Origin of the sequence: Lysobacter yangpyeongensis, assembly GCF_042655745.1 — a bacterium.
Taxonomy (GTDB): Bacteria; Pseudomonadota; Gammaproteobacteria; order Xanthomonadales; family Xanthomonadaceae; genus Agrilutibacter; species Agrilutibacter yangpyeongensis.
In genome coordinates this window covers 1080076-1099266 of record NZ_JBHSNM010000001.1, presented here as the reverse complement: position 1 = coordinate 1099266, position 19191 = coordinate 1080076, and the positions used below count along the sequence as shown (strand labels likewise).

24 protein-coding genes are annotated in these 19191 nt (G+C 68.3%); 9 read left to right on the top strand and 15 right to left on the bottom strand.

Translation table 11 applies throughout. The features are described from left to right. The first annotated feature begins 330 nt into the window (after positions 1–330). The 3 genes from apbC (at position 331) to ACFPN1_RS04580 (ending at position 2577) form a co-directional block, all read left to right on the top strand. The gene (gene apbC, locus ACFPN1_RS04590) at positions 331–1350 is read left to right on the top strand and encodes an iron-sulfur cluster carrier protein ApbC (protein ID WP_386754037.1); all 1020 of its coding nucleotides are present in this window, start codon (positions 331–333) and stop codon (positions 1348–1350) included. A 136-nt stretch (positions 1351–1486) separates the two neighbouring features. Next, entirely contained in the window at positions 1487–2056 is a 570-nt protein-coding gene (gene dcd, locus ACFPN1_RS04585; RefSeq protein WP_386753382.1) for a dCTP deaminase, read from the top strand. 5 nt (positions 2057–2061) lie between these two features. Next, the gene (locus ACFPN1_RS04580; RefSeq protein ID WP_386753381.1) at positions 2062–2577 is read left to right on the top strand and encodes an RDD family protein; all 516 of its coding nucleotides are present in this window, start codon (positions 2062–2064) and stop codon (positions 2575–2577) included. 3 nt (positions 2578–2580) lie between these two features. Here the strand turns inward: ACFPN1_RS04580 and pcp are convergent, their stop codons facing one another. Genes pcp through ACFPN1_RS04535 form a run of 9 tightly spaced genes read right to left on the bottom strand, consistent with a single transcriptional unit; the run spans position 2581 to position 8588 of the window. Continuing rightward, positions 2581–3237, bottom strand: coding sequence for a pyroglutamyl-peptidase I (gene pcp, locus ACFPN1_RS04575; RefSeq protein WP_386753379.1), 657 nt, complete (start codon positions 3235–3237; stop codon positions 2581–2583). Continuing rightward, on the bottom strand, positions 3234–4199 hold the full coding sequence (locus ACFPN1_RS04570; protein WP_386753377.1) for a DUF979 domain-containing protein: 966 nt from the start codon (positions 4197–4199) through the stop codon (positions 3234–3236). Before ACFPN1_RS04570 ends, pcp begins: the two co-directional genes overlap by 4 nt. Continuing rightward, positions 4186–4896 carry a DUF969 domain-containing protein gene (locus ACFPN1_RS04565; RefSeq protein WP_386753375.1) on the bottom strand — a complete coding sequence of 237 codons (711 nt, stop codon included), beginning with the start codon at positions 4894–4896 and terminating at the stop codon, positions 4186–4188. Before ACFPN1_RS04565 ends, ACFPN1_RS04570 begins: the two co-directional genes overlap by 14 nt. Continuing rightward, positions 4893–5642, bottom strand: coding sequence for a LamB/YcsF family protein (locus ACFPN1_RS04560; RefSeq protein WP_386753373.1), 750 nt, complete (start codon positions 5640–5642; stop codon positions 4893–4895). Before ACFPN1_RS04560 ends, ACFPN1_RS04565 begins: the two co-directional genes overlap by 4 nt. 7 nt (positions 5643–5649) lie before the next feature. Next, positions 5650–5814, bottom strand: coding sequence for a LiaI-LiaF-like domain-containing protein (locus tag ACFPN1_RS04555; protein ID WP_386753371.1), 165 nt, complete (start codon positions 5812–5814; stop codon positions 5650–5652). Next, the gene (locus ACFPN1_RS04550) at positions 5811–6827 is read right to left on the bottom strand and encodes a 5-oxoprolinase subunit C family protein (protein WP_386753369.1); all 1017 of its coding nucleotides are present in this window, start codon (positions 6825–6827) and stop codon (positions 5811–5813) included. Before ACFPN1_RS04550 ends, ACFPN1_RS04555 begins: the two co-directional genes overlap by 4 nt. Beyond that, positions 6824–7501: a 5-oxoprolinase subunit PxpB gene (pxpB, locus tag ACFPN1_RS04545; RefSeq protein ID WP_386753367.1), complete on the bottom strand. Its 678-nt coding sequence runs from the start codon at positions 7499–7501 to the stop codon at positions 6824–6826. The genes ACFPN1_RS04550 and pxpB overlap by 4 nt, the downstream gene beginning before the upstream one ends. Further along, the gene (locus ACFPN1_RS04540) at positions 7498–7923 is read right to left on the bottom strand and encodes an HIT family protein (RefSeq protein ID WP_386753365.1); all 426 of its coding nucleotides are present in this window, start codon (positions 7921–7923) and stop codon (positions 7498–7500) included. The genes pxpB and ACFPN1_RS04540 overlap by 4 nt, the downstream gene beginning before the upstream one ends. After that, complete coding sequence (locus ACFPN1_RS04535) at positions 7920–8588, bottom strand: dienelactone hydrolase family protein (RefSeq protein WP_386753363.1); 669 nt, start codon at positions 8586–8588, stop codon at positions 7920–7922. The genes ACFPN1_RS04540 and ACFPN1_RS04535 overlap by 4 nt, the downstream gene beginning before the upstream one ends. 121 nt (positions 8589–8709) lie before the next feature. On the opposite strand from ACFPN1_RS04535, the gene rimO reads away from it, so the two are divergent. Together rimO and ACFPN1_RS04525 are read left to right on the top strand one after the other, a co-directional pair. Next, positions 8710–10059, top strand: a complete 1350-nt coding sequence (gene rimO / locus ACFPN1_RS04530; RefSeq protein WP_386753361.1) for a 30S ribosomal protein S12 methylthiotransferase RimO — start codon at positions 8710–8712, stop codon at positions 10057–10059. Between the two features lie 129 nt (positions 10060–10188). Continuing rightward, positions 10189–10698: a hypothetical protein gene (locus ACFPN1_RS04525; RefSeq protein WP_386753359.1), complete on the top strand. Its 510-nt coding sequence runs from the start codon at positions 10189–10191 to the stop codon at positions 10696–10698. A gap of 71 nt (positions 10699–10769) precedes the next feature. On the opposite strand, the gene ACFPN1_RS04520 is transcribed toward ACFPN1_RS04525, so the two are convergent. Then, on the bottom strand, positions 10770–11198 hold the full coding sequence (locus ACFPN1_RS04520; protein WP_386753357.1) for a hypothetical protein: 429 nt from the start codon (positions 11196–11198) through the stop codon (positions 10770–10772). A 222-nt stretch (positions 11199–11420) separates the two neighbouring features. Between ACFPN1_RS04520 and ACFPN1_RS04515 the strand changes: the two genes are divergently transcribed. Beyond that, positions 11421–11570, top strand: a complete 150-nt coding sequence (locus ACFPN1_RS04515) for a hypothetical protein (RefSeq protein WP_386753356.1) — start codon at positions 11421–11423, stop codon at positions 11568–11570. Then, the gene (locus tag ACFPN1_RS04510) at positions 11567–11809 is read left to right on the top strand and encodes a low affinity iron permease family protein (protein WP_386753354.1); all 243 of its coding nucleotides are present in this window, start codon (positions 11567–11569) and stop codon (positions 11807–11809) included. The genes ACFPN1_RS04515 and ACFPN1_RS04510 overlap by 4 nt, the downstream gene beginning before the upstream one ends. A gap of 9 nt (positions 11810–11818) precedes the next feature. Here the strand turns inward: ACFPN1_RS04510 and greB are convergent, their stop codons facing one another. The 3 genes from greB to ACFPN1_RS04495 form a co-directional block, all read right to left on the bottom strand. Then, entirely contained in the window at positions 11819–12322 is a 504-nt protein-coding gene (greB, locus tag ACFPN1_RS04505; RefSeq protein ID WP_386753352.1) for a transcription elongation factor GreB, read from the bottom strand. A gap of 102 nt (positions 12323–12424) precedes the next feature. After that, on the bottom strand, positions 12425–12922 hold the full coding sequence (locus ACFPN1_RS04500; RefSeq protein ID WP_386753351.1) for a copper resistance protein NlpE: 498 nt from the start codon (positions 12920–12922) through the stop codon (positions 12425–12427). Positions 12923–13032: 110 nt separating this feature from the next. Continuing rightward, complete coding sequence (locus ACFPN1_RS04495) at positions 13033–14580, bottom strand: helicase HerA-like domain-containing protein (RefSeq protein WP_386753349.1); 1548 nt, start codon at positions 14578–14580, stop codon at positions 13033–13035. Between the two features lie 262 nt (positions 14581–14842). Between ACFPN1_RS04495 and ACFPN1_RS04490 the strand changes: the two genes are divergently transcribed. Together ACFPN1_RS04490 and ACFPN1_RS04485 are read left to right on the top strand one after the other, a co-directional pair. Beyond that, entirely contained in the window at positions 14843–16375 is a 1533-nt protein-coding gene (locus ACFPN1_RS04490) for a transglycosylase SLT domain-containing protein (RefSeq protein ID WP_386753347.1), read from the top strand. A gap of 55 nt (positions 16376–16430) precedes the next feature. After that, entirely contained in the window at positions 16431–17114 is a 684-nt protein-coding gene (locus tag ACFPN1_RS04485) for a lysoplasmalogenase (RefSeq protein WP_386753345.1), read from the top strand. A 439-nt stretch (positions 17115–17553) separates the two neighbouring features. On the opposite strand, the gene asd is transcribed toward ACFPN1_RS04485, so the two are convergent. Beyond that, entirely contained in the window at positions 17554–18441 is an 888-nt protein-coding gene (gene asd, locus ACFPN1_RS04480) for an archaetidylserine decarboxylase (RefSeq protein ID WP_386753343.1), read from the bottom strand. Further along, the gene (locus ACFPN1_RS04475; RefSeq protein ID WP_386753341.1) at positions 18438–19082 is read right to left on the bottom strand and encodes an SCO family protein; all 645 of its coding nucleotides are present in this window, start codon (positions 19080–19082) and stop codon (positions 18438–18440) included. The genes asd and ACFPN1_RS04475 overlap by 4 nt, the downstream gene beginning before the upstream one ends. Positions 19083–19191: the final 109 nt, after the last annotated feature.

The following is a 19191-nucleotide window of genomic DNA, read 5'->3' as shown; positions in this document are numbered from 1 at the left end:
CAGCCGAGAATAGCCTACTACTGCCATTAGTTTCCCCTTTGAATCGTGATGTATTTCGCTTGTTATTTGCCGGCCCCTGGCAGTTGGCTACAGCCAACGGTCCGAACTTAACATGGGGTTAACACGATCGTCATGTGCGCCCGCAAAATGCCTTTCGCGGCAAAGTCTGGTACCGGCGGGGCTGCACAGGAGGAGTCCGGGCGCCGTTCGCTGGCCGACAGGCGCATCCGTCGGGCCTAGAATGTTGCAGAGCGGCAAGACTCCGCCGCGCCATCGGACATCCGCTTGAATTCCCTGCAATCGCGTATCGCTGCCCTTCCGCTGCCCGGGATGGGCATTCCTCTGGGCGACACCACTTCCCGCCTGCGGGTCGCCGAGTCCGGAGGCAGCGTGGCGGTCGAGATCGTCGTCGGCTATCCGTCCAGTTGGCTGGACTCCTGGGTGCGGGAGCAGGTCGCCCGGCTGGCGGGCGAACAGGACCTGGCGCTGGCGAGTTTTTCCCTGGTCTCCCGCATCGCCAGCCACGCCGTCCAGGAAAAGCTCTCGCCCCTCACGAACGTCCGCAACGTCATCGCCGTCGGCTCCGGCAAGGGCGGGGTGGGCAAGTCCACGGTCGCGGTCAACCTGGCGCTGGCCCTGGCGGCCGACGGCGCGAAGGTGGGCGTGCTGGATGCCGACATCTACGGCCCCAGCGTGCCGCTGATGCTGGGCCTGACCGGCCGGCCGGACAGTCCCGACGGGAAGACGATCGAGCCGATGCGGGCCCATGGCGTGGAAGCCATGTCGATCGGCCTGCTGGTCGACCAGGACACGCCGATGATCTGGCGCGGCCCGATGGCGACCTCCGCGCTGACCCAGCTGCTGACCGAGACCCGCTGGGGCGACCTGGATTACCTGATCCTCGACTTGCCGCCGGGTACGGGCGACATCCAGCTCACGATGGCGCAGAAGATTCCCGTCGCGGGCGCGGTCGTCGTCACCACGCCCCAGGACGTGGCCACGCTCGACGCGCGCAAGGCGCTGAAGATGTTCGAGAAGGTCGAGGTCCCGGTGCTGGGACTCGTCGAGAACATGGCCGTGCACGTGTGCACCAACTGCGGCCACGCCGAGCACGTCTTCGGCGCCGGCGGCGGCGAGCGCATGGCCGCACAGTACGGCGTGCCGCTGCTGGGCAGCCTGCCGCTGGAGGCGCGCGTGCGCGAGCAGGGCGATGCCGGCGTACCCGTCGTCATCGCCGATCCGGAATCGGTCGCGGCCCGGCAGTTCCGGGCTACCGCACGCCGGGCGGCGATCGAACTGGCGCGGCGGCCACAGGTCGCGCGGCCGCTCGCGGTTTCGCTGCTGGGCTGAATCCGTATCCGGCACATCGGCCGGTCGTCGGCCTGGCCGGTCGCACATCTGCCCGGCCCGGGAGTGCGCGATGCGGCGCCCGGTGGCCGCAAGCGGCTAGAATCGCCGCTCCCTTGCCCCCGGAACGCCGTACCGCATGAGCATCAAGTCCGACCGCTGGATCCGCCGCATGGCCGAGCAACACGGCATGATCGAGCCGTTCGAACCCGGGCAGGTCAAGCATGCCGCCGACGGCCAGCGCATCGTCAGCTACGGCACCTCCAGTTACGGCTACGACGTGCGCTGCTCGCGCGAATTCAAGATCTTCACCAACATCAATTCGACGATCGTCGATCCCAAGCATTTCGACAGCGGCAGCTTCGTCGACGTCGAGGGCGACTACTGCGTCATCCCGCCCAACTCCTTCGCGCTGGCGCGCACCGTCGAATACTTCCGCATCCCGCGCGACACGCTCGTGGTGTGCCTGGGCAAGAGCACCTACGCGCGCTGCGGCATCATCGTCAACGTCACGCCGCTGGAACCGGAATGGGAAGGCCACGTGACCCTGGAATTCAGCAACACCACGCCACTGCCGGCGCGCATCTATGCCAACGAGGGCGTGGCGCAGATGCTGTTCTTCCAGTCCGATGAAGTCTGCGAAACCTCGTACCGCGATCGCGGCGGGAAGTACCAGGGGCAGACGGGCGTCACCTTGCCGCGGACCTGAAGTCCATGCAGGCGCCCGATCACGACCCCTACCGGGCCCCGCAGGCCCGCGTTGCGGATGTCATGACTCCGCTTGCACTCGCAGGCAGGGGGCAGCGCCTTGGAGCCAAATTGATCGATGCGCTGCTCAGCGCGGTGGTCACCATGCCCGTGTTCTATTTCAGCGGCTGGTTCTCCGAAGTGGTGGATCTCGCCATGAACCGCAAGCCGGTTCCCCTGGCACTCAGTCTCTTCTCGGTTGGGGCAGGACTGGCCGCGCATACGCTGCTGCAGGCCTATCCGCTGCATCGTTATGGCCAGACCTGGGGCAAGCGGATGCTGGCGATCCGGATCGTCGACATGGAAGGCAACAGGCCGGCGCTCGCGAGGCTGATCGGTCTGCGATTCTTCTCGTCGCAATTGATCGGACTGATTCCCTTCGTGGGCAAATGGGCCGGTCTGGCGGGTGTCCTGATGATTTTTCGCAATGACCGCCGTTGCCTTCACGATTTCATTGCCGGCACGCGCGTCATCAACTGTTAGCCGTCAATGCTCCGCGCCGGCCGCGAGTTCCTGGTCGGCGTGTGTTTCCAGCGCGACCCGCAGCGCGATGCGCAGTCCCCGCACCAGGACGTCGAGCGGCAGGCCGGGCGTCCCCGGACGCAGTGCGACCTGATCGGTCGAGTAGGGGATGTGCACGAATCCGCCGCGCACGCGTTTCGTGCGCAGCGCATGCATCAGGCCGTAGAAGACGTGGTTGCACACGTAGGTGCCGGCGGTCTGCGACACCTCCGCCGGGATATCCGCTTCGCGCAGCGCGGCCAGCATGGCCTTGATCGGCAGACGGGTGAAGTACGCGGCCGGTCCGCCCGCCACGATCTCGCGATCGATCGGTTGTCGTCCGGCGTTGTCGGGAATCCGTGCGTCGTCGACGTTGATGGCGACGCGCTCCAGCGAGATCGCCGCGCGCCCGCCGGCCTGGCCCACGCACAGCACCAGCGACGGCGCGGTCTCGCGGATCGCGGCGCGCAACGCCCGCAACGCGGTGCCGAACTCGACCGGCAACTGTCGCGCGACGATGCGATGCCCCGCGATGCGGCGGCCGTGCAACTGCTGCACCGCCTGCCAGCTCGGATTGACGGTCTCGCCATCGAAGGGCGCGAATCCGGTCAGCAGCACCGTGGGGAGTTTCGCGTCGCTCACCGGAACACCAGCCAGTACATCAGCCCCAGGTTCACCAGCATCAATGCAATCGCGGTGGGGAACTGTACGCGGATGACCGCATTGGGATCGTCGAGTTCGAGCAACGCAGCCGGCACGAGGTTGAAGTTGGCGGCCATCGGCGTCATCAGCGTGCCGCAGTAGCCGGTGACCATGCCGATCGCGCCCAGCGCGGCGGGATCGGCACCATGGCGCTGGACCAGCAACGGCAGGCCGATGCCCGCCATCATCACCGGGAACGCGGCGAACGCATTGCCCATGATCACCGTGAACAGCACCATGCCCAGCCCGAACGCGAGCAGGCAGGCGATGCGGCTGTCGGCGGGAATCACGGCGGTAACCAGCGACGAGACGGCTTCACCGACGCCACTGGCGGCGAAAACGCCGCCCAGCGTCGCCAGCACCAGCGGCAGCAGCGCGGCCCAGCCCATGGTGTCGAGCAGGCGGCGGCCTTCGGTCGCGGCCTGGAGCGGCCGTTCGCGCGTCGTGGCGATCGCGGCGAACGCAGCCAGGATGCTGGCCAGGCCCAGAGCGGGCAGGGTGATACTGCCTTCGGCGAACAGACGGTGCGTGCCGTAGCGCAACTTCTCGCCCAGCAGCACGATCAGCACGGTTACCAGCGGAATCACCAGGGCCGGTCCGAACAGGCGATGGCCCAGGCGTTCCGCACTGGCGCGACGTTGTTCCTCGGGCGCCTCGGCGATGTGTTCGCGACGCATGCGCGTGGCGAGCAGGGCCAGCGCGATGACGCCGGCGCCGGCGATCTGCGCGGGCAATCGGTCGCCGGCCTTGCTCGCGGCGAGGATTGCCTCACCGCTGGCGAACAACACCGCGATCAGCGACCAGAACGCAGCGTGGGCGAAACGCCGCTCGCGCAGGTTGCGCCAGCCCGCATACAGCAGGAACGCGGCGAGCACGACGTAGAAGTGCTCAATCCGCAGCATCTGCATGCTCCGGGTCGGCAGGTGGCGTCGCGCCGACGCGTGCCAGCCGGCGCTGGAACACGGCGATGCGGATGGCGTGGATGATGAAGGCGGCGATGGCCGTGGGCAGCGCCCACAGCGCGATCTGCAGCGGTTGCAGGACGATGCCGTGTTCGTTGAGGAAACCCTGGATCAGCAGCACCGCACCGAACGCAAGGAACACGTCCTCGCCGAAGAACCGTCCCACGTTGTCGGTGGCCGCCGCGAGCGCATGCACGCGCTGCGCTCGCGCGCGATCCAGTCCGCCGTGATCCTTGTCCGCGGCGGATTCGGCCATGGGCGCCAGCAGCGGGCGCACCGTCTGCGCGTGGCCGGCGATGTCGATGAGCCCGACCATGCTCAGCAGCTGGCGGATGCCGAGGTAGGTGACGAGCAGGCGGAGCAGGGTCACGCCGCGCAGGCGCTGGATCCAGGCAAGCGCGTGCTCGCGCAGGCCGGCGCGCTCGAGCAGGCCGATCGTCGGCAGCGTGAAGCAGAACAGCAGCAGCGCGCGGTTGGAAACGAAGCTCTCGCCCAGCAGCGCCAGCAGATCCGGCAACGACATGCCCGCGGCGAGGCCGCTGACCACGCCGGCACCGACCACGACGATGACCGGGTTGAGCCGCAGCACGAAGCCGATCACCACCACCGCGACGCCCAGCAGCGGCCAGTAGTTCATGCCGGCGCTCCCACCGCGGCGATGCGGACGCCATCGGCCTGCAAGGCCTCGCGGATCGCGCGGGCGAATGGCGCGGCGTCGGCGCGATCGCCATGCAGGCATAGCGTGTCGGCACGCAGCGCGATCGGTTCGCCCGTACGCGCGATCACGCCGCCGTCGCGGACGAAGCCGCGCACTTGTGCAATCGCTGCGTCGAGATCGTGGATGACCGCGTCGGGATGGCTGCGCGGCGTGAGCGTGCCGTCGGCCTCGTAGCGGCGCTCGGCGAAGACTTCATGTGCGATCCGCAGGCCGGCGGCTTCGCCCGCCGCCGTCAGCTGCGAACCCGACAGGCCGACGAGGATCAGCTGCGGATCGATGCGGAACACCGCGCCGGCAATGGCATCGGCGACGCTGCGATCGCGTGCGGCGCGGTTGTAGAGCGCGCCGTGCGGCTTCACGTGCGCCAGCCGCACGCCTTCGGAGGCGGCGATGTCCGCGAGCAGCGTGAGCTGCGCCGCCACCAGGCGTTCGATCTCCGCCACCGGCAACGGCATGTCCACGCGGCCGAAGGTGGCCCGGTCGGGGTAGCCCGGGTGGGCGCCTGCGGCGACGCCGTGTTCGCGGCACAGGCGCAGGGTCGTGCGCATCGTCGCTTCATCGCCGGCATGCGCTCCGCACGCGATGCTGGCGGAGGTGACGAGGGGAATGATCGCGGCATCGTCGCCGCAGCCTTCGCCCAGATCGCAATTGAAGTCGATGCGCACCGGTGGGCTATTTGCGGCTGAAAAGCAGCCCCAGGCCCACCACGATCAGGATCGCCGGCCACCAGGTCGTGATCAGGTTGCCGAGCCCGGGCACGTTGAAGCCGAGGTTCCTGAGCAGGAACAGCGTGCCGACGATGATCAGCACGAGTGCTGCGACGATGGTGCCCTTCATTCGCGATTTCCCCTGGAGCGTTGTCTTGGTCGTTGTGCGATGCGTTGCTGGTCGACGAGCTGCGTGTCGATCATCAGCGCGATTCTGGCGATCCGCGCACGCGCCGCGCAAGCGAGGCGCGTCGCGGTTCGGGCATCGCAGGACTGGAAGCGCACGGTTTCGCCGGGACGCAGCTGGGCCAGGCGCGACAGGTCGGCGGCGATGACGTGGCCCAGCCGCGGATAGCCGCCCACCGTCTGCGCATCGGCGAGCAGGACGATGGGCTGGCCATCGGGAGGCAGCTGCACCGTGCCGGGCGCGACAGGAGCGGATAGCTGCTCCGTGCCGGACATGACGCGCGCGGCCTGTTCCAGCTGGCGGCCTTCCAGCCGCAGGCCCTGCCGGTTGCTGCGGTTGTCGACCTTCCATGCGCAGCCGTCGAGCGCATTGCCGCCCTCGTGCGAGGGCACGTAGCGAACTGGCAGACCGCGCTGATCGAAATGCGGGTCGATCCACCATTTCGGCATCGCGGCGAGCGGGGCATGAATCGACGGCGGCGCGCGCAGCCGGAGCACGTCGCCGGCGTGCAGTGCACGTCCCTGATAGCCGCCGAATCCGCCGCGCAGGTCGGTGCTGCGGCTGCCCAGCACCGGCGTGACGTCGATGCCGCCGGCCAGCGCGAGCCACGCGCGCGCGCCGTCGTGGAGCGCGCCGATCCGCAGCGTTCCCGGCGGCAATTCCGCGGGCCGCCCCGATTCCACCACGCAACGCGCGCCGCGCTCGGACGCGAACGACGCCATCACGCGCGCACCGCACACGGCCACGCGAATGGCGTGGTCGAACTGCAGCGTTGGTCCGTGCAGGGTGAGTTCCAGCACCGCTTCGCCGCCGGCGTTGCCTACCAGGCGATTGGCCAGCGTCGCGGCCTCCGCATCGAGTGCCCCGCACTGCGCAACGCCCAGGTGGCGCCAGCCCGTGCGGCCGGCATCCTGCACGGTGGTCAGCAATCCCGGTGCCAGGACGCGCAGGTTCACCACGGCGCATCCGTTGCGACGAAGCGCACGCGATCGCCCGGCGCGAGCAGTGCGGGTGGGTCGCGCGCGGGATCGAACAACACCTGCCGCGTGCGACCGATCAATCGCCAGCCGCCGGGGCTCGCGTTCGGATAGATGCCGGTCTGCGCGCCGCCGATGCCGACGCTGCCCGCGGGGACCGACGTGCGCGGCGTGGCAAGACGCGGCAGCGCCAGTGCGGGATCGAGCCCGAGCAGATACGGAAAACCGGGCGCGAAACCGATCATCGCCACCGTGTACAGCGCGGCGGCGTGGCGGCGCACGACTTCTTCCGGCGTCATGCCCAGTTCGACCGCCGCGGCTTCGAGGTCGGGGCCGGCATCGCCGCCATAAACCACGGGAATCTCCACCGTGCGCGTCTCGGTGGCAGCCGCGCCTGCCTCCGCGCCGGCAGCAGCATGTGCCGCCAGCCATTGCGCCACCGCATCGGCGTCGATCATCGAGGAATCGAAGAACGCCCCGAGGCTGGCGTACGCGGGGACCAGATCGCGCAACCACGGCGGGCGCTGCGCGAGCAGGTGCGCGCGCAGCGCATGCACGCGCGCATTGACGACAGGATCGATGCGGTGGCCCAGCCGCAGCACCAGGGCATCGTCGGCGATGGCCTCGATGTCCGCGGGAGCAGGGAAGGTCACGCCAGCGCCGCGCGCAGGCGTTCGATGCGGCGCACGAGTTCTTCGGGCGAATACGGCTGCGCGGTGGCCGTGCCCCAGACCGGTCGCGGCCAGGCGATGTCTTCGCGGAAGCGCGCGATCACGTGCACGTGCAGCTGCGGCACCAGGTTGCCGAGCGCGGCGACGTTGAGCTTGTGCGGCTGGAACACCGCCTGCAGCACGCGGCAGGCGCGGCCGATCTCGCGCGTCAGCGCGGCTTGCTGCGACTCGTCCAGATCGGTCCATTCCACCGCGTTTTCCACGCGCGGCACCAGGATCAGCCACGGATGATTCGCGTCGTCCATCAGCTGCAGGTCGCACAGCGGAAAGTGCGCGACCGGATGCGTGTCTTCGGCAAGCTGCGGATGCAGGTGCCATCCGACCGGAGGGGGCGTGCGGTTCATCGCAGGTTCTCCGCGAGGAAGTCCAGGGTCCGTTGCCAGGCGAGCCGTGCGTTCTCCGCGTGGTAATGGGCGTTGTCGACGTCGCGATTGAAGGCGTGGTCGGCGCCTTCGTAGACGAATACCTTCGCCGTCGGCTGCTTGCGCCGATGCAGTTCGATGTCGGCCGGCGGAATGCTCTTGTCGAGCGAGCCGAAGTGGAACATCAGCGGCGCGCGGGCGGGTTCGTCGAGGAAGGGCACGCTGCGCGCGCCGTAGTAGGTCACCGAGGGCAGGCCGAGCCGTGTATTCGCCAGGAACGCGACGCTGCCGCCCCAGCAGAAACCGACCGCGCCCGTGCGCAGGCCTTCGGACTGCAATGTCTCGGCCGCGACTTCCACGATGTCCGTGGCGCGGTCGAAGCCGAGGTAGTTGCGCAGCTCGACGCCGCGCCGGGCTTCGGCTTCGCCATAACCCAGCTCCACGTCGCGTTCCACCGGATCGAACAGGCTCGGCGCCAGGGCGACGAAACCCGCGTCGGCGAGGCGTTCGGTCACGGTCCGGATATGCGGATTGACGCCGAAGATCTCCTGCAGCACCACCACCGCGCCGCGGGAAGGGCCCGATGGATCCGCGCGCCAGGCCCGGACGGGGCCGTGAGGCGTATTCAGGTCGGTCCAGTGGCTCATGGGGGCGGGCAGGGCAGTCGGGACGCCTACTTAACCCCTTCGCGCCCCATCGCTGCAAGCCGCGGGCCGACACTCGCCGGGGCGGGTACAATCACCTGTTTTTTTCGGAACTTCCTGCTCCATGTCCGTCGCCAATCCCAAAGTCGGTTTCGTCAGTCTCGGTTGCCCCAAGGCGCTGGTCGATTCCGAACGCATCCTCACCCAGCTCAAGGTCGAGGGTTACGACCTTGTGCCGACCTACGACGACGCCGACGTCGTCGTGGTCAACACCTGCGGCTTCATCGACTCGGCGGTCGCCGAATCGCTCGACGCGATCGGTGAGGCGATGGCGGAGAACGGCAAGGTCATCGTCACCGGCTGCCTGGGCAAGCGCGAAGAGGTCATTCGCGAAGCGCATCCGGGCGTGCTGTCGATCAGCGGCCCGCAGGACTACCAGAGCGTGATGCAGGCCGTGCACAAGGCGCTGCCGCCGAAGCACGATCCCTTCATCGACCTGGTGCCGCGCCGCGCGGCCGACGACGACATCGGCATCAAGCTCACGCCGAAGCACTACGCGTACCTGAAGATTTCCGAAGGCTGCAATCACCGCTGCAGCTTCTGCATCATCCCGTCGATGCGCGGCGATCTGGTATCGCGGCCGGTCGACCAGGTGCTGCGCGAAGCCGAGAAACTCGCGATGGGCGGCGTCAAGGAACTGCTGGTGATCTCGCAGGACACCAGCGCCTACGGCGTGGACGTGAAGTACGCCGAACGCGAATGGCGCGGAAAGTCCTACCAGACGCGGATGAAGGCCTTGTGCGAAGGCCTGTCGGAGCTGGGCATCTGGACGCGCCTGCACTACGTGTACCCGTATCCGCACGTCGACGAGATCGTGCCGCTGATGGCGGAAGGCAAGCTGCTTCCGTACCTCGACATTCCCTTCCAGCACGCCAGCCCGCGCATCCTCAAGCTGATGAAACGCCCCGGCGCGGTCGACAAGGTGCGCGAACGCATCCACACGTGGCGCGAGATCTGCCCGGACATCACCCTGCGTTCGACCTTCATCGTCGGTTTCCCGGGCGAGACGGAAGCGGAATTCGAGGAACTGCTGGACTTCCTCGACGAGGCCCAGCTCGATCGCGTCGGCGCCTTCGCCTACTCGCCGGTCGAAGGCGCGACCGCGAACGCGTTGCCCGATCCGGTGCCGGAAGAGGTGAAGCAGGAGCGCCTCGCGCGCTTCATGGAGCGCCAGGCGGACATCTCCGCCGCGAAGCTCGAAGCCAAGGTCGGCACCGTGCAGCGCTGCCTGGTCGACGCGCTCGATGGTGAACTGGCGATCGCCCGCTCGATGGCGGACGCGCCCGAGATCGACGGGCTGGTGCAGATCCAGAACGGTTTCGAGGCCGGGCTGAAGCCGGGCGAATTCGTCGATGTGGAGATCATGGGCAGCGACGAGCACGACCTGTACGGCGAGGTCGCTTTCGGCGACTGACGCCGCCGCAGGCCCGCGGATCGGGCCTCCACGGCGTTCTTACAATTGCTGTGCTTAAGTTCAGGCGCGCGACCCCGACGCAGGGCGGTTCGTGCCTGCCTGTCGCGTCGTCGCGCGAAAGGAGGACTTATGCCTGCAATCACCGCTCACCGGCCCCATTTCACCGTCCCGGGCTCGCACATTTCCGGCAAGGCCCTGGTCTGGTCCGCGCTCGCCGCGGGCGCCGTATTCCTGGTGCTCGAACTGCTCGTGACACGCTATGTCATGGGCGTGAATCCCGGCGTGATGATCCGGATGATCGCGGCCATCACCCAGGGCAGCGCGATGCTGCCGCCGCCGGAAACCGCGGACCTGTCGGTCACCCTGGCGGCGGTGATCCTGCACTTCGCCATGTCGCTGACCTATGCGGTCGTCTTCGCGTTCATCGCGAAGGGACGCTCGGTGCGCGCCGCGGCCCTGCTCGGCGCGGGCTACGGACTGCTGCTGTACGTGGTGAATTTCTACGGATTCACCGAACTGTTCCCGTGGTTCGTCGGCGCGCGCGGCTGGGGCGCGGCCCTGGCGCATGTGGTGTTCGGCGTGGTGCTCGGCGCCACGTACGCGCACTGGGCGCCGCACGAGGCATCCCACGCCCATTGAGGGCGGGAGTCGCGTGCCTGCGGCAATCGCGCCATTTGGCGCGATTGCCGGTTGGCGTGTTCGGGGAAGGGTTATTTGCCCGCTTCAACGAGTGCGGCCGCCGTGGTCGGCCCGCTCGCCATCGTGTCGGTGTGCGAGGCGACCATCGTGCGGAATTCGAGCGACGCCTTGAAGCCGGTCGTCAGCTTCCGGCCCCTGAGGATGGCATCGACCTTCTCGTCCTGCTCGTCGGTGGTCGCCGGGCCGATGCTGACGTAATCCCAGCTGTCCCCGTCCATGTGGGCATACCACTGCGTGGCGCCGACGCCGGCTTCGGACGCGGCGGCGTCGCGCACTGCCTGCCAGCGCAGGAAGTCGAGCTGCTTGCCCGGCGCCACCCGATAGATGGAGACCATCACCTTGCCGGGTTCCTGCGCAAGGCCCGTGGAAGGCGCCAGCATCGCGGCCAACAGCAGTGCCGGAGCGAGTGAGCTCGTGGCATGACGAACGAAACCTTTCATCGCTAACTCCCTTCCGGAACGTATCCGGGGTGGCGCCGGCCTGCTGGCCGGCCGGAGAGTGCCGGCGGACTCTTCGGTCGAATGCCCATGCGGACGTCGCATCTGCGTCCGCAGCGTTGAACGACCCCCACGTGCCAAAGCGGCCATGGAACGGCGCGCGGCCTCGACGCCGTGCTGGCCCCGCGCATGCATACTGCGGGCGACGCCCGTGGGAACGGACCTATGAATCAGTCACATGGCTTCATCCGCCTGGCGAAGGCGGCGTCGCGCTTCACCGGCCGCCCGGCCTGCTTCGGCCTCGCGCTGCTGGTGGTCGCCGCCTGGGCGATCACGGTCCGCTGTTCGGTTTCAGCGATACCTGGCAACTGGTGATCAACACCGGCACCACGATCGTCACCTTCCTGATGGTGTTCCTGATCCAGAACACGCAGAACCGCGATACCGAAGCGATGCAGCTCAAGCTCGACGAGCTCATCCGCGCCACGCGCGGCGCGCACAACCGCCTGATGGATCTGGAGGAGCGCGAGGAAGGCGAGCTCGACCGGCTGCGCGAGGAATACGAGCGGCTCGCCCGGCACTCGCGTCGCGACGGCGAACCGCCGCAGCGTTAGGTTGCCGCGTCAGCTGGTGTATTCGACCTCGACGATCACGAAGCGCCGCACGCCGCCGGGCAGCTGCGCCTCGAATTCGTCGTCCAGGCGCTTCTTCAGCATCGCCCGCGCCAGCGGCGAATCGATGCTGATGTGGCCGAGCTTCGCATCGGTTTCGTCCGGCCCGACGATGCGGTAGCGGTGCGCGTCGCCGCTGGCGACATCCTCCACTTCGACCATCGCGCCGAAGAACACCGCTTCGCGATCGCTCGGCGCTTCGCCGACCACGCGCAGCACTTCCAGCCGTTTGGACAGGTAGCGCACGCGCCTATCGATCTCGCCCAACTGCTTCTTGCGGTAGGTGTACTCGGCGTTTTCCGAGCGGTCGCCTTCGGCCGCCGCCGCCGCGAGTGCCTTCACCACTTCCGGACGCTTCACCCGCCACAACTCGTCGAGCTCCGCCTTCAGGCGCGCATGGCCCTCGCGCGTGATGAGGGCGGTGCTTTTCTCGGCAGGCGGTCGCCAGCGACTCATCGGAACTCCATGACACAGAAGGCAGCCCATTCTGGCGGGCTGCCTTCGTCTTGCGCAAAAACTTCGTGAAGTGCGCGATCTCCGCGCAGCAGCAATGCGGCTTTACTTCGCCGGCGGTCCGCTGCGCGAGAGCGAGTGCGGCACCTGCGTGTCGATGGCCTTGCCTTCGCCGTCGAGCGCGTCGAGCTGGTCCTGCGTGGCGATCGCGAACAGCTGGTCCTGCTCGCTCTTGGAATTCGGATCTAGGCGGATGCGCTGGCCGTTTTCCTCGGCGGTCCAGGTGCCGTCGCCGTCGAAGCCGTTGCCCGGCTTGCCCTGGTAGGCGCCGTGCAGGGCATAGGTGCCGTCGCGGTTGAGCGTCAGCGTCGTGTCGATGCCGGGGCAATCCGCGCACGGCAGTGTGCCGCTGAAGACGCCGGCAAAGCCCTTGGTGTCGAACGGTGCTTCGGCCGGTGCGGCTGCGGGTGCCGAGTCCGTGACGACCGGGGCCGCCGGTTCGGCCGGAGCCGCAGGCGCAACGGGTTCGGCGGGCGCCTGCGGCTTGCAGGCGGCGAGGGCGAGCACGGACGCCGCGGCGAGAAGCAACAACCGGTGGTTCATCGAAAACACTCCTGTGTGCGGGATGAGGTGGATGCGCCGGCCCAAAACGCGAAGCGCGGATTCGAGGCGAACCCGCGCTTCGCGTCAACCTGCGCTGCAGCAATCCGCGCTCAGCGGCGCCCGCCGAAGATGCCGCCGAGCAGGCCGCGCAGGATCTGCCGGCCGATCTGACTGCCCACGGTGCGCGCGGTCTGCTTGGCCATGGTCTCGACCATGCCCTGGCGGCGTTTGGTGCCGAAGACGGCGTCCTTCACCGCTTGGCCGAAGCCGCCTTCCTCGGCATCGTCCTGTTCGCGCGTCTTCGCCGCCGGCGCATCCGCCTTCGCGGTAGCGACCTCGGCCTTCTTCGCCAGCATCTCCGCGGCCGATTCGCGATCGATGGCAGTGTCGTATTTCGCACCGACCGGGCTGCCCGCGCGCACCTGCGCGCGCTCGGCCCCAGTGATCGCGCCCATGCGGCAGCGCGGCGGCGCGATCAGCGTGCGCTCGACCGGCATGGGGATGCCCTTGTCCTGCAGCGTCGACACCAGCGCTTCGCCGGTGCCGAGCTTCGAGATGGCTTCGGCAACATCGAGCTTCGGATTGGCGACGAAGGTTTCCGCCGCCGTCTTCACCGCCTTCTGGTCGCGCGGCGTGAACGCGCGCAGGGCGTGCTGCACGCGGTTGCCCAGCTGGCCGAGGATGTCGTCGGGGACGTCGTCCGGGAACTGCGAGCAGAAGTACACGCCCACGCCCTTGGACCGGATGATGCGCACGACCTGTTCGACGCGCTGCTGCAGCGCGGGCGGCGCATCGTCGAACAGCAGGTGCGCCTCGTCGAACACGAACACCAGCTTCGGCTTGTCGAGGTCGCCCACTTCCGGCAGGCGCTCGAACAGCTCCGACAGCAGCCACAGCAGGAACGACGAGTACAACCGCGGCTTCAGGATCAGCTGCTCGGACGCGAGCACGTTGACCACGCCGCGGCCGTTGGTGGTGGTGCGCATCAGGTCGGCGAGTTCCAGCGCCGGCTCGCCGAAGAACATCTCGCCGCCTTCCTGTTCCAGGCGCAGCAGCGCGCGCTGGATGGCGCCGATCGACTGCGTGCTGACCAGGCCGTACGAGGTCGAGATGTCCTTGCGCTCTTCGGCGACCAGGCCGAGCAGGGCGCGCAGGTCCTCCAGGTCGAGCAGGAGCAGGCCGCGGTCGTCGGCCAGCTTGAACACGATGTCGAGCACACCGCACTGCGTGTCGTTCAGTTCGAGGATGCGCGCGAGCAGGGTGGGGCCCATCTCGCTCACCGTGGTGCGCACCGGATGCCCGTTCTTGCCGAACAGGTCCCAGAACACGACGGGGCTGGCTTCGTTGACGTAATCGCCGATGCCGATGTCCTGGATGCGCGCCTGCAACTTGTCGTTCAGCGTGCCCGGCACCGCGAGGCCGGCGACGTCGCCCTTCACGTCGGCGAGGAACACCGGCACGCCCATGCGCGAGAAACCTTCGGCGATGGTCATCAGCGTGACCGTCTTGCCGGTGCCAGTGGCGCCCGCAACCAGTCCATGACGATTGCCCAGACGGCCCTGCAGGTAGACGTGGCCGTGGCTGTCCGGCAGGGCATCCGGCGTGGTGACCGCCTTGCCGAGAAGGATCGCGTTGGTCGGGGACGCGCTGTCTGTCATGTGAAGGTCCGGAGTTGGGGAATGGGGAGCGGAGCCCGAAGCGGCCCGATTCTATGCCAGCGTCGAACGTCCGCCGTTCCGCGCGGACCTCTGCCAGGCCCGCGCCACGTCGTGAAGCCGCACCGGACCCCTGTCGCAGTTCGCGCGTTCCGTCCGAGCCCGAGGACGCGATGCCGCGGTGGCGCCTTTTTCGCCATTGCCGCCGCGCCCGGCACCGGTCTACCCTCCCGGACTCCCACGTCTGCCTCACGCAACAATCCCCATGCAGCTGATGTTCCGCTCCATCCTCGCCGCCGCCGTGCTCGCCGCGGTGTCCGGCAATGCCGGCGCGGTCTCGCGCCGCGACCAGGCCAATATCGACGCGCTCAACCAGCGCATGCAGGCTGCCGAAGCGCGCTACCGCGACGCGATGGTCCTGACTGCCAACGCCGATCCGGAAGGGCAGAAGGAGAGCGACGCGGCGCTGGAGGACATGGAGGACGTCATCGCCGCCTGCATGAAACAGCGCGGCTGTTCGGTCCCCACGCTGCTGGCCACCTACAAGCGCCTGCTCAAGCTGCACGTGGACGCCGAAGCCGATGCCTCGGAAGAGGAGCCCGAGGCGGTCGACGACCATTCCAGCGCGGTCACCGCCGACGTGCCCGAAGCCGCGCGCGCCGCCCACCTGCTGGCCGACGATCACCGCTTCGACAGGATGGTGCAGTTCAACCCGGCTGTGCAGGCGGCGATCCGCCGCTGGCTCACCGACATGCGCGGTCCGCTGATCAGCAGCTACGAGAACTACCAGTACATGCGCCACCTGATGTGGCCGCAGTACGAGCGCGCGGGACTGCCCGAGGCGCTGCTGTTCGGGATCATGGCCAAGGAATCCAACGGCAAGGTGCATTCGACCTCGCGCGCCGGCGCTGCCGGCCCGATGCAGTTCATGTACGCGACCGGACGCCGCTTCGGCCTGGGCGACGACGGCACCGGCTTCGACACCCGCTACGACCCGCGCCGCGCGGCCGAGGCCAGCGCCGCCTACCTCAACGAGCGCATGGGCCAGTTGAACCGCAGCATCGAGCTCGCGCTGGCCGCGTACAACGGCGGCGAAGGCCGTGCGCTGCGCGTGTACCAGGGCACCAGCGGCAACTTCTGGGACGCCAGCGTCTACAACCAGTTCCCCGCGGAAACGCAGGACTACGTGCCGATGGTGATCGCGGCGGCGTGGCTGTTCCTGCACCCGCGCGAATACGGGCTCAGTTTCCCCAGAGTGGAAGCCAAGCCGGCGCCGCTGCGCCTGGCCCAGCCTGCCTCGATCTACCAGCTCACCATCTGCCTGGGCAACCGCGGCGAGCGCGACGGCTACATGCGCGCGCTGCGCAACCTCAATCCGCGCTACCAGGCCGATGCCTGGCTGCCGGCCGGCACCACGCTCAACGCGACCACGAAGATCGTCGGCCTGTACAACCGCTGGTGCACGACAGGCGCGCGCGCCGAACTCGCGCGCACGCTGGTGATGAGCGATCCCCAGACCGCGATCGTGCGCATGGGGCCGGTGACCACGGTGGCGACGGACGACGACGCTGCGACCGGCGAAGACCGCGCGGATGCGCCGGCAGCGCCCAAGGCAGCGAAACCGCGCAAGCCGAAGCATCCCAGCGCCTATCGTGTCCAGCGCGGCGAGACGCTGACCGCGATTGCGCAGAAGTTCCAGTGCGACACCGGCGATCTGGCCAGGGTCAACCGCATCAAGGGGCCGCGTTTCGCGATCCGGCCCGGGCAGAAACTCAAGCTCGACGGCTGCGGCGAATAGCCCGTACAACACGGTCGTACACGAACGGCCATACACAAGAGCACAGGGGGCAGGGATGGTGGCGCAGACGGTAGTGGCCTCGCCGGGTGGCGGGGCGAAGTGGGTCGCGGCGGTCGCGGTGGCTGCCGCGCTGGCCATCTCAGGCGCGGTGTATCCCGAACTGCGTGCGCTGCACTACGCGTGCAAGCCGCTCGCGACCTTGCTGGTCGCCGCGATGGTGTGGCGTGTTCCGGCCGGCGGGCGATACCGCGCGGCGGTGCTGATCGGCCTGCTGCTGTCGACGCTGGGCGATGTCTTCCTGATGCTGCCGACCGCGTCCGGCGGCCCCGACTGGTTCGTGTTCGGCCTGGCGAGTTTCCTGCTCGCGCATGTGGCGTACCTGGTCGGTCTGTGCGCGCGTGCGAAGTTGTTCGCGAAGTGGTGGCCTTTTGCGACGTACGCCGCGGTCGCCCTGGCGATCTCGAGCGTGCTGTGGCCGCATCTGCCGGCGGATCTGAAGGCACCCGTCGCTGTCTACGTCCTGTTGCTGTCGGCGATGGCGGCGCAGGCGGCCGCGGTGTGGTCCTGCCTGCGCGAGCGCAGTGCCGGGCTGGCGGCTCTGGGCGGACTGTTCTTCGTCGCTTCGGACGCCACGCTGGCGCTGGATCGTTTCGTTGCCCCGTTCCCGGCGGCGGTCGTGCTCGTGCTGGCGACGTACTGGATCGCGCAGCTGCTGATCGGGTTGTCCGTGCGGCGCTGACGCCTTCTTTCCACACAGCGCTTGTGTCTTCTTCTTCCTGCTTGCGGGGAGAAGCTGCCCAGGGCAGCTGAGGGGGCGGGCGCAGCGAGCGCTTTTGCTCTTGCCTTCGGATCGGAAGGCAAGAGCGACTGGCCGGTGAGGTAAAAAGCCTCGGCCACGAGCCCCAGAGCCCGGCCCGCGAGGCAAAAAGCCTCGCCGATGAGCCTCGAAGCCTCGAGGCTCGAAGAAAAATGCCTCGAGGCCGGGGCAGACAACCTCACGCACGAGGCAAAACACCTCAGGCTCGAGGCTCATGTGCCTCGACGTCGAAGCAAAAAGCCTCAGCGCCGAGGCAAAAAGCCTCGAAGTTCGAAGCTCAGAGCCTCGCGCTCGAGTTTCCGCGCCTCGAAGGGCATTCCACGCGGTCCATCTTCTCCCGCCCGGGAGAAGGCAACTCTCTTCAGTGCGCCGGCTGCATAGCCAGGCTGGCCAACCGCTCGCCCAGCTTCACCGGCAGCTGCGCGCGCAGCCCCGGATTCAACTCGGCGACGCCCTTGGGCAACAGCACGATCACGGTCGAGCCGTAGTTGAAGCGCGCCATCTCGGCGAAGCGCTCCAGGACGACGCCGCTGCCGCGGTAGTCCTTCGTGGTGATCGGCCCCCCGTAGGGCGGAATCTCGATGCCGCCCCACACGGTTTCCACCCCCGACACCAGCAGCGCGCCGACCATCACCACGGCCATCGGGCCGAAGTCGCAGTCGAAGTGGCAGACCAGGCGCTCGTTACGCGCGAACAGCTTCGATACCGAACCCACCGCATCCGGGCCGACGCTGAAAAGCCGTCCGGGCACGTGCACGGTCTCGCGCAGCGTGCCGGTCCACGGCATGTGCACGCGGTGGTAGTCCTTCGGCGACAGGTACACCGTCGCGTACACGCCGCCATCGAACGCCGCGGCCGCATCGGCATCGCCCAGCAGTTCGGCCGTAGTGAAGCCGTGGCCCTTGGCCTGGAAGATGTGGCCGGCGTCCTCGTGCAGCACGCCTTCATCGGCGCGGCCGATGTGGCCGCATTCGCTGATCTTGCCGTCGGCCGGCATCAGCAGTGCGCGCGGATCGGCGTCGGCGACGCGCGCGCCGGACTTCAGCGCGCGGGTGAAGAAGGCATTGAAGGTGGGATAGCTGGTCGGATCCGGATTCGCCGCTTCCGACAGATCGACGCCGAACCTGCGCGTCACCGTGTCGATCAGCCACTGCTTGACCGCGCGGTTGCGCGAATACGCGAGCCGGCGCGCCAGCGAGGAGAGCAGCCGGTGCGGCAACACATAGGTCAGCGCCGTGATCGGGCTCATCGATCGCTCCTGCTCAATGCGGTCATGTCGTCGGCAATGTCCTTCGGTTCCAGCGGCGGCTGGATGAAGCCGGTCAGCCGGCCCTGCGGATCGAGCACCGCGAGCGACGCGCTGTGGTCCACCGAATACTGGTCTGCAGGCGCACCGGCAGGCGCGGGCACCTTGGCGAACACCATGCTCAGCGAACGGGCGAAGGTCTCCAATGCCGGCACGTCGGCGGTCGCCGCGAGCGTGTCGCGGTGGAAGGCATGCGCGTATTCGCCGATCGCATCGGGCGTGTCGCGTTCGGGATCCACCGACACGAACAGCACGCGCGGGCGCGTCGCTTCCGGCAGTGCGCTCCACTGCTTCTGCGCACCGGCGAGCTGCGCCAGCGTGGTCGGGCACACATCCGGGCAATGGGTGAAGCCGAGGAAGACCAGGGTCCAGTGCCCCTTCAGTTCGCCGGGCACGAGCGGCGTGCCGTCGGACTGCCTCAGCGTGAAGGCGGGCAACTCGCGCGGCGGATCGAACAGGCGCACGGCCTTCAACGCAGGACGGCTGCCGGTCGGCGAATGCGCGAACCAGGCCTGTGCGGCGATGAGACCCAGCGCCGCGGCAAGCGCGGCAACGAGGACGTAAACGGTGGTGCGGTTGAACATCGCGGGTCCTGCGGGCCTTCCCGAAAGGGGGCACATGATACCGGTCGCGCCTGCCGGGGCCGCCTTGCGACAACGGGCCGTCCGCGCCGACCCCGTATAATCGGCGCCC

What these genes read in the sequence shown, in the direction of transcription:
- ACFPN1_RS04495 (WP_386753349.1), bottom strand. Translation starts at nt 14,580, where the DNA reads ATGACAGACAGCGCGTCCCCGACCAACGCGATCCTTCTCGGCAAGGCG.
- dcd (WP_386753382.1), top strand. Translation starts at nt 1,487, where the DNA reads ATGAGCATCAAGTCCGACCGCTGGATCCGCCGCATGGCCGAGCAACAC.
- ACFPN1_RS04580 (WP_386753381.1), top strand. Translation starts at nt 2,062, where the DNA reads ATGCAGGCGCCCGATCACGACCCCTACCGGGCCCCGCAGGCCCGCGTT.
- ACFPN1_RS04540 (WP_386753365.1), bottom strand. Translation starts at nt 7,923, where the DNA reads ATGAACCGCACGCCCCCTCCGGTCGGATGGCACCTGCATCCGCAGCTT.
- ACFPN1_RS04515 (WP_386753356.1), top strand. Translation starts at nt 11,421, where the DNA reads ATGAATCAGTCACATGGCTTCATCCGCCTGGCGAAGGCGGCGTCGCGC.
- greB (WP_386753352.1), bottom strand. Translation starts at nt 12,322, where the DNA reads ATGAGTCGCTGGCGACCGCCTGCCGAGAAAAGCACCGCCCTCATCACG.
- ACFPN1_RS04500 (WP_386753351.1), bottom strand. Translation starts at nt 12,922, where the DNA reads ATGAACCACCGGTTGTTGCTTCTCGCCGCGGCGTCCGTGCTCGCCCTC.
- asd (WP_386753343.1), bottom strand. Translation starts at nt 18,441, where the DNA reads ATGAGCCCGATCACGGCGCTGACCTATGTGTTGCCGCACCGGCTGCTC.
- ACFPN1_RS04570 (WP_386753377.1), bottom strand. Translation starts at nt 4,199, where the DNA reads ATGCTGCGGATTGAGCACTTCTACGTCGTGCTCGCCGCGTTCCTGCTG.
- ACFPN1_RS04520 (WP_386753357.1), bottom strand. Translation starts at nt 11,198, where the DNA reads ATGAAAGGTTTCGTTCGTCATGCCACGAGCTCACTCGCTCCGGCACTG.
- ACFPN1_RS04535 (WP_386753363.1), bottom strand. Translation starts at nt 8,588, where the DNA reads ATGAGCCACTGGACCGACCTGAATACGCCTCACGGCCCCGTCCGGGCC.
- ACFPN1_RS04555 (WP_386753371.1), bottom strand. Translation starts at nt 5,814, where the DNA reads ATGAAGGGCACCATCGTCGCAGCACTCGTGCTGATCATCGTCGGCACG.
- apbC (WP_386754037.1), top strand. Translation starts at nt 331, where the DNA reads ATGGGCATTCCTCTGGGCGACACCACTTCCCGCCTGCGGGTCGCCGAG.
- ACFPN1_RS04525 (WP_386753359.1), top strand. Translation starts at nt 10,189, where the DNA reads ATGCCTGCAATCACCGCTCACCGGCCCCATTTCACCGTCCCGGGCTCG.
- ACFPN1_RS04485 (WP_386753345.1), top strand. Translation starts at nt 16,431, where the DNA reads ATGGTGGCGCAGACGGTAGTGGCCTCGCCGGGTGGCGGGGCGAAGTGG.
- ACFPN1_RS04490 (WP_386753347.1), top strand. Translation starts at nt 14,843, where the DNA reads ATGCAGCTGATGTTCCGCTCCATCCTCGCCGCCGCCGTGCTCGCCGCG.
- ACFPN1_RS04475 (WP_386753341.1), bottom strand. Translation starts at nt 19,082, where the DNA reads ATGTTCAACCGCACCACCGTTTACGTCCTCGTTGCCGCGCTTGCCGCG.
- ACFPN1_RS04565 (WP_386753375.1), bottom strand. Translation starts at nt 4,896, where the DNA reads ATGAACTACTGGCCGCTGCTGGGCGTCGCGGTGGTGGTGATCGGCTTC.
- rimO (WP_386753361.1), top strand. Translation starts at nt 8,710, where the DNA reads ATGTCCGTCGCCAATCCCAAAGTCGGTTTCGTCAGTCTCGGTTGCCCC.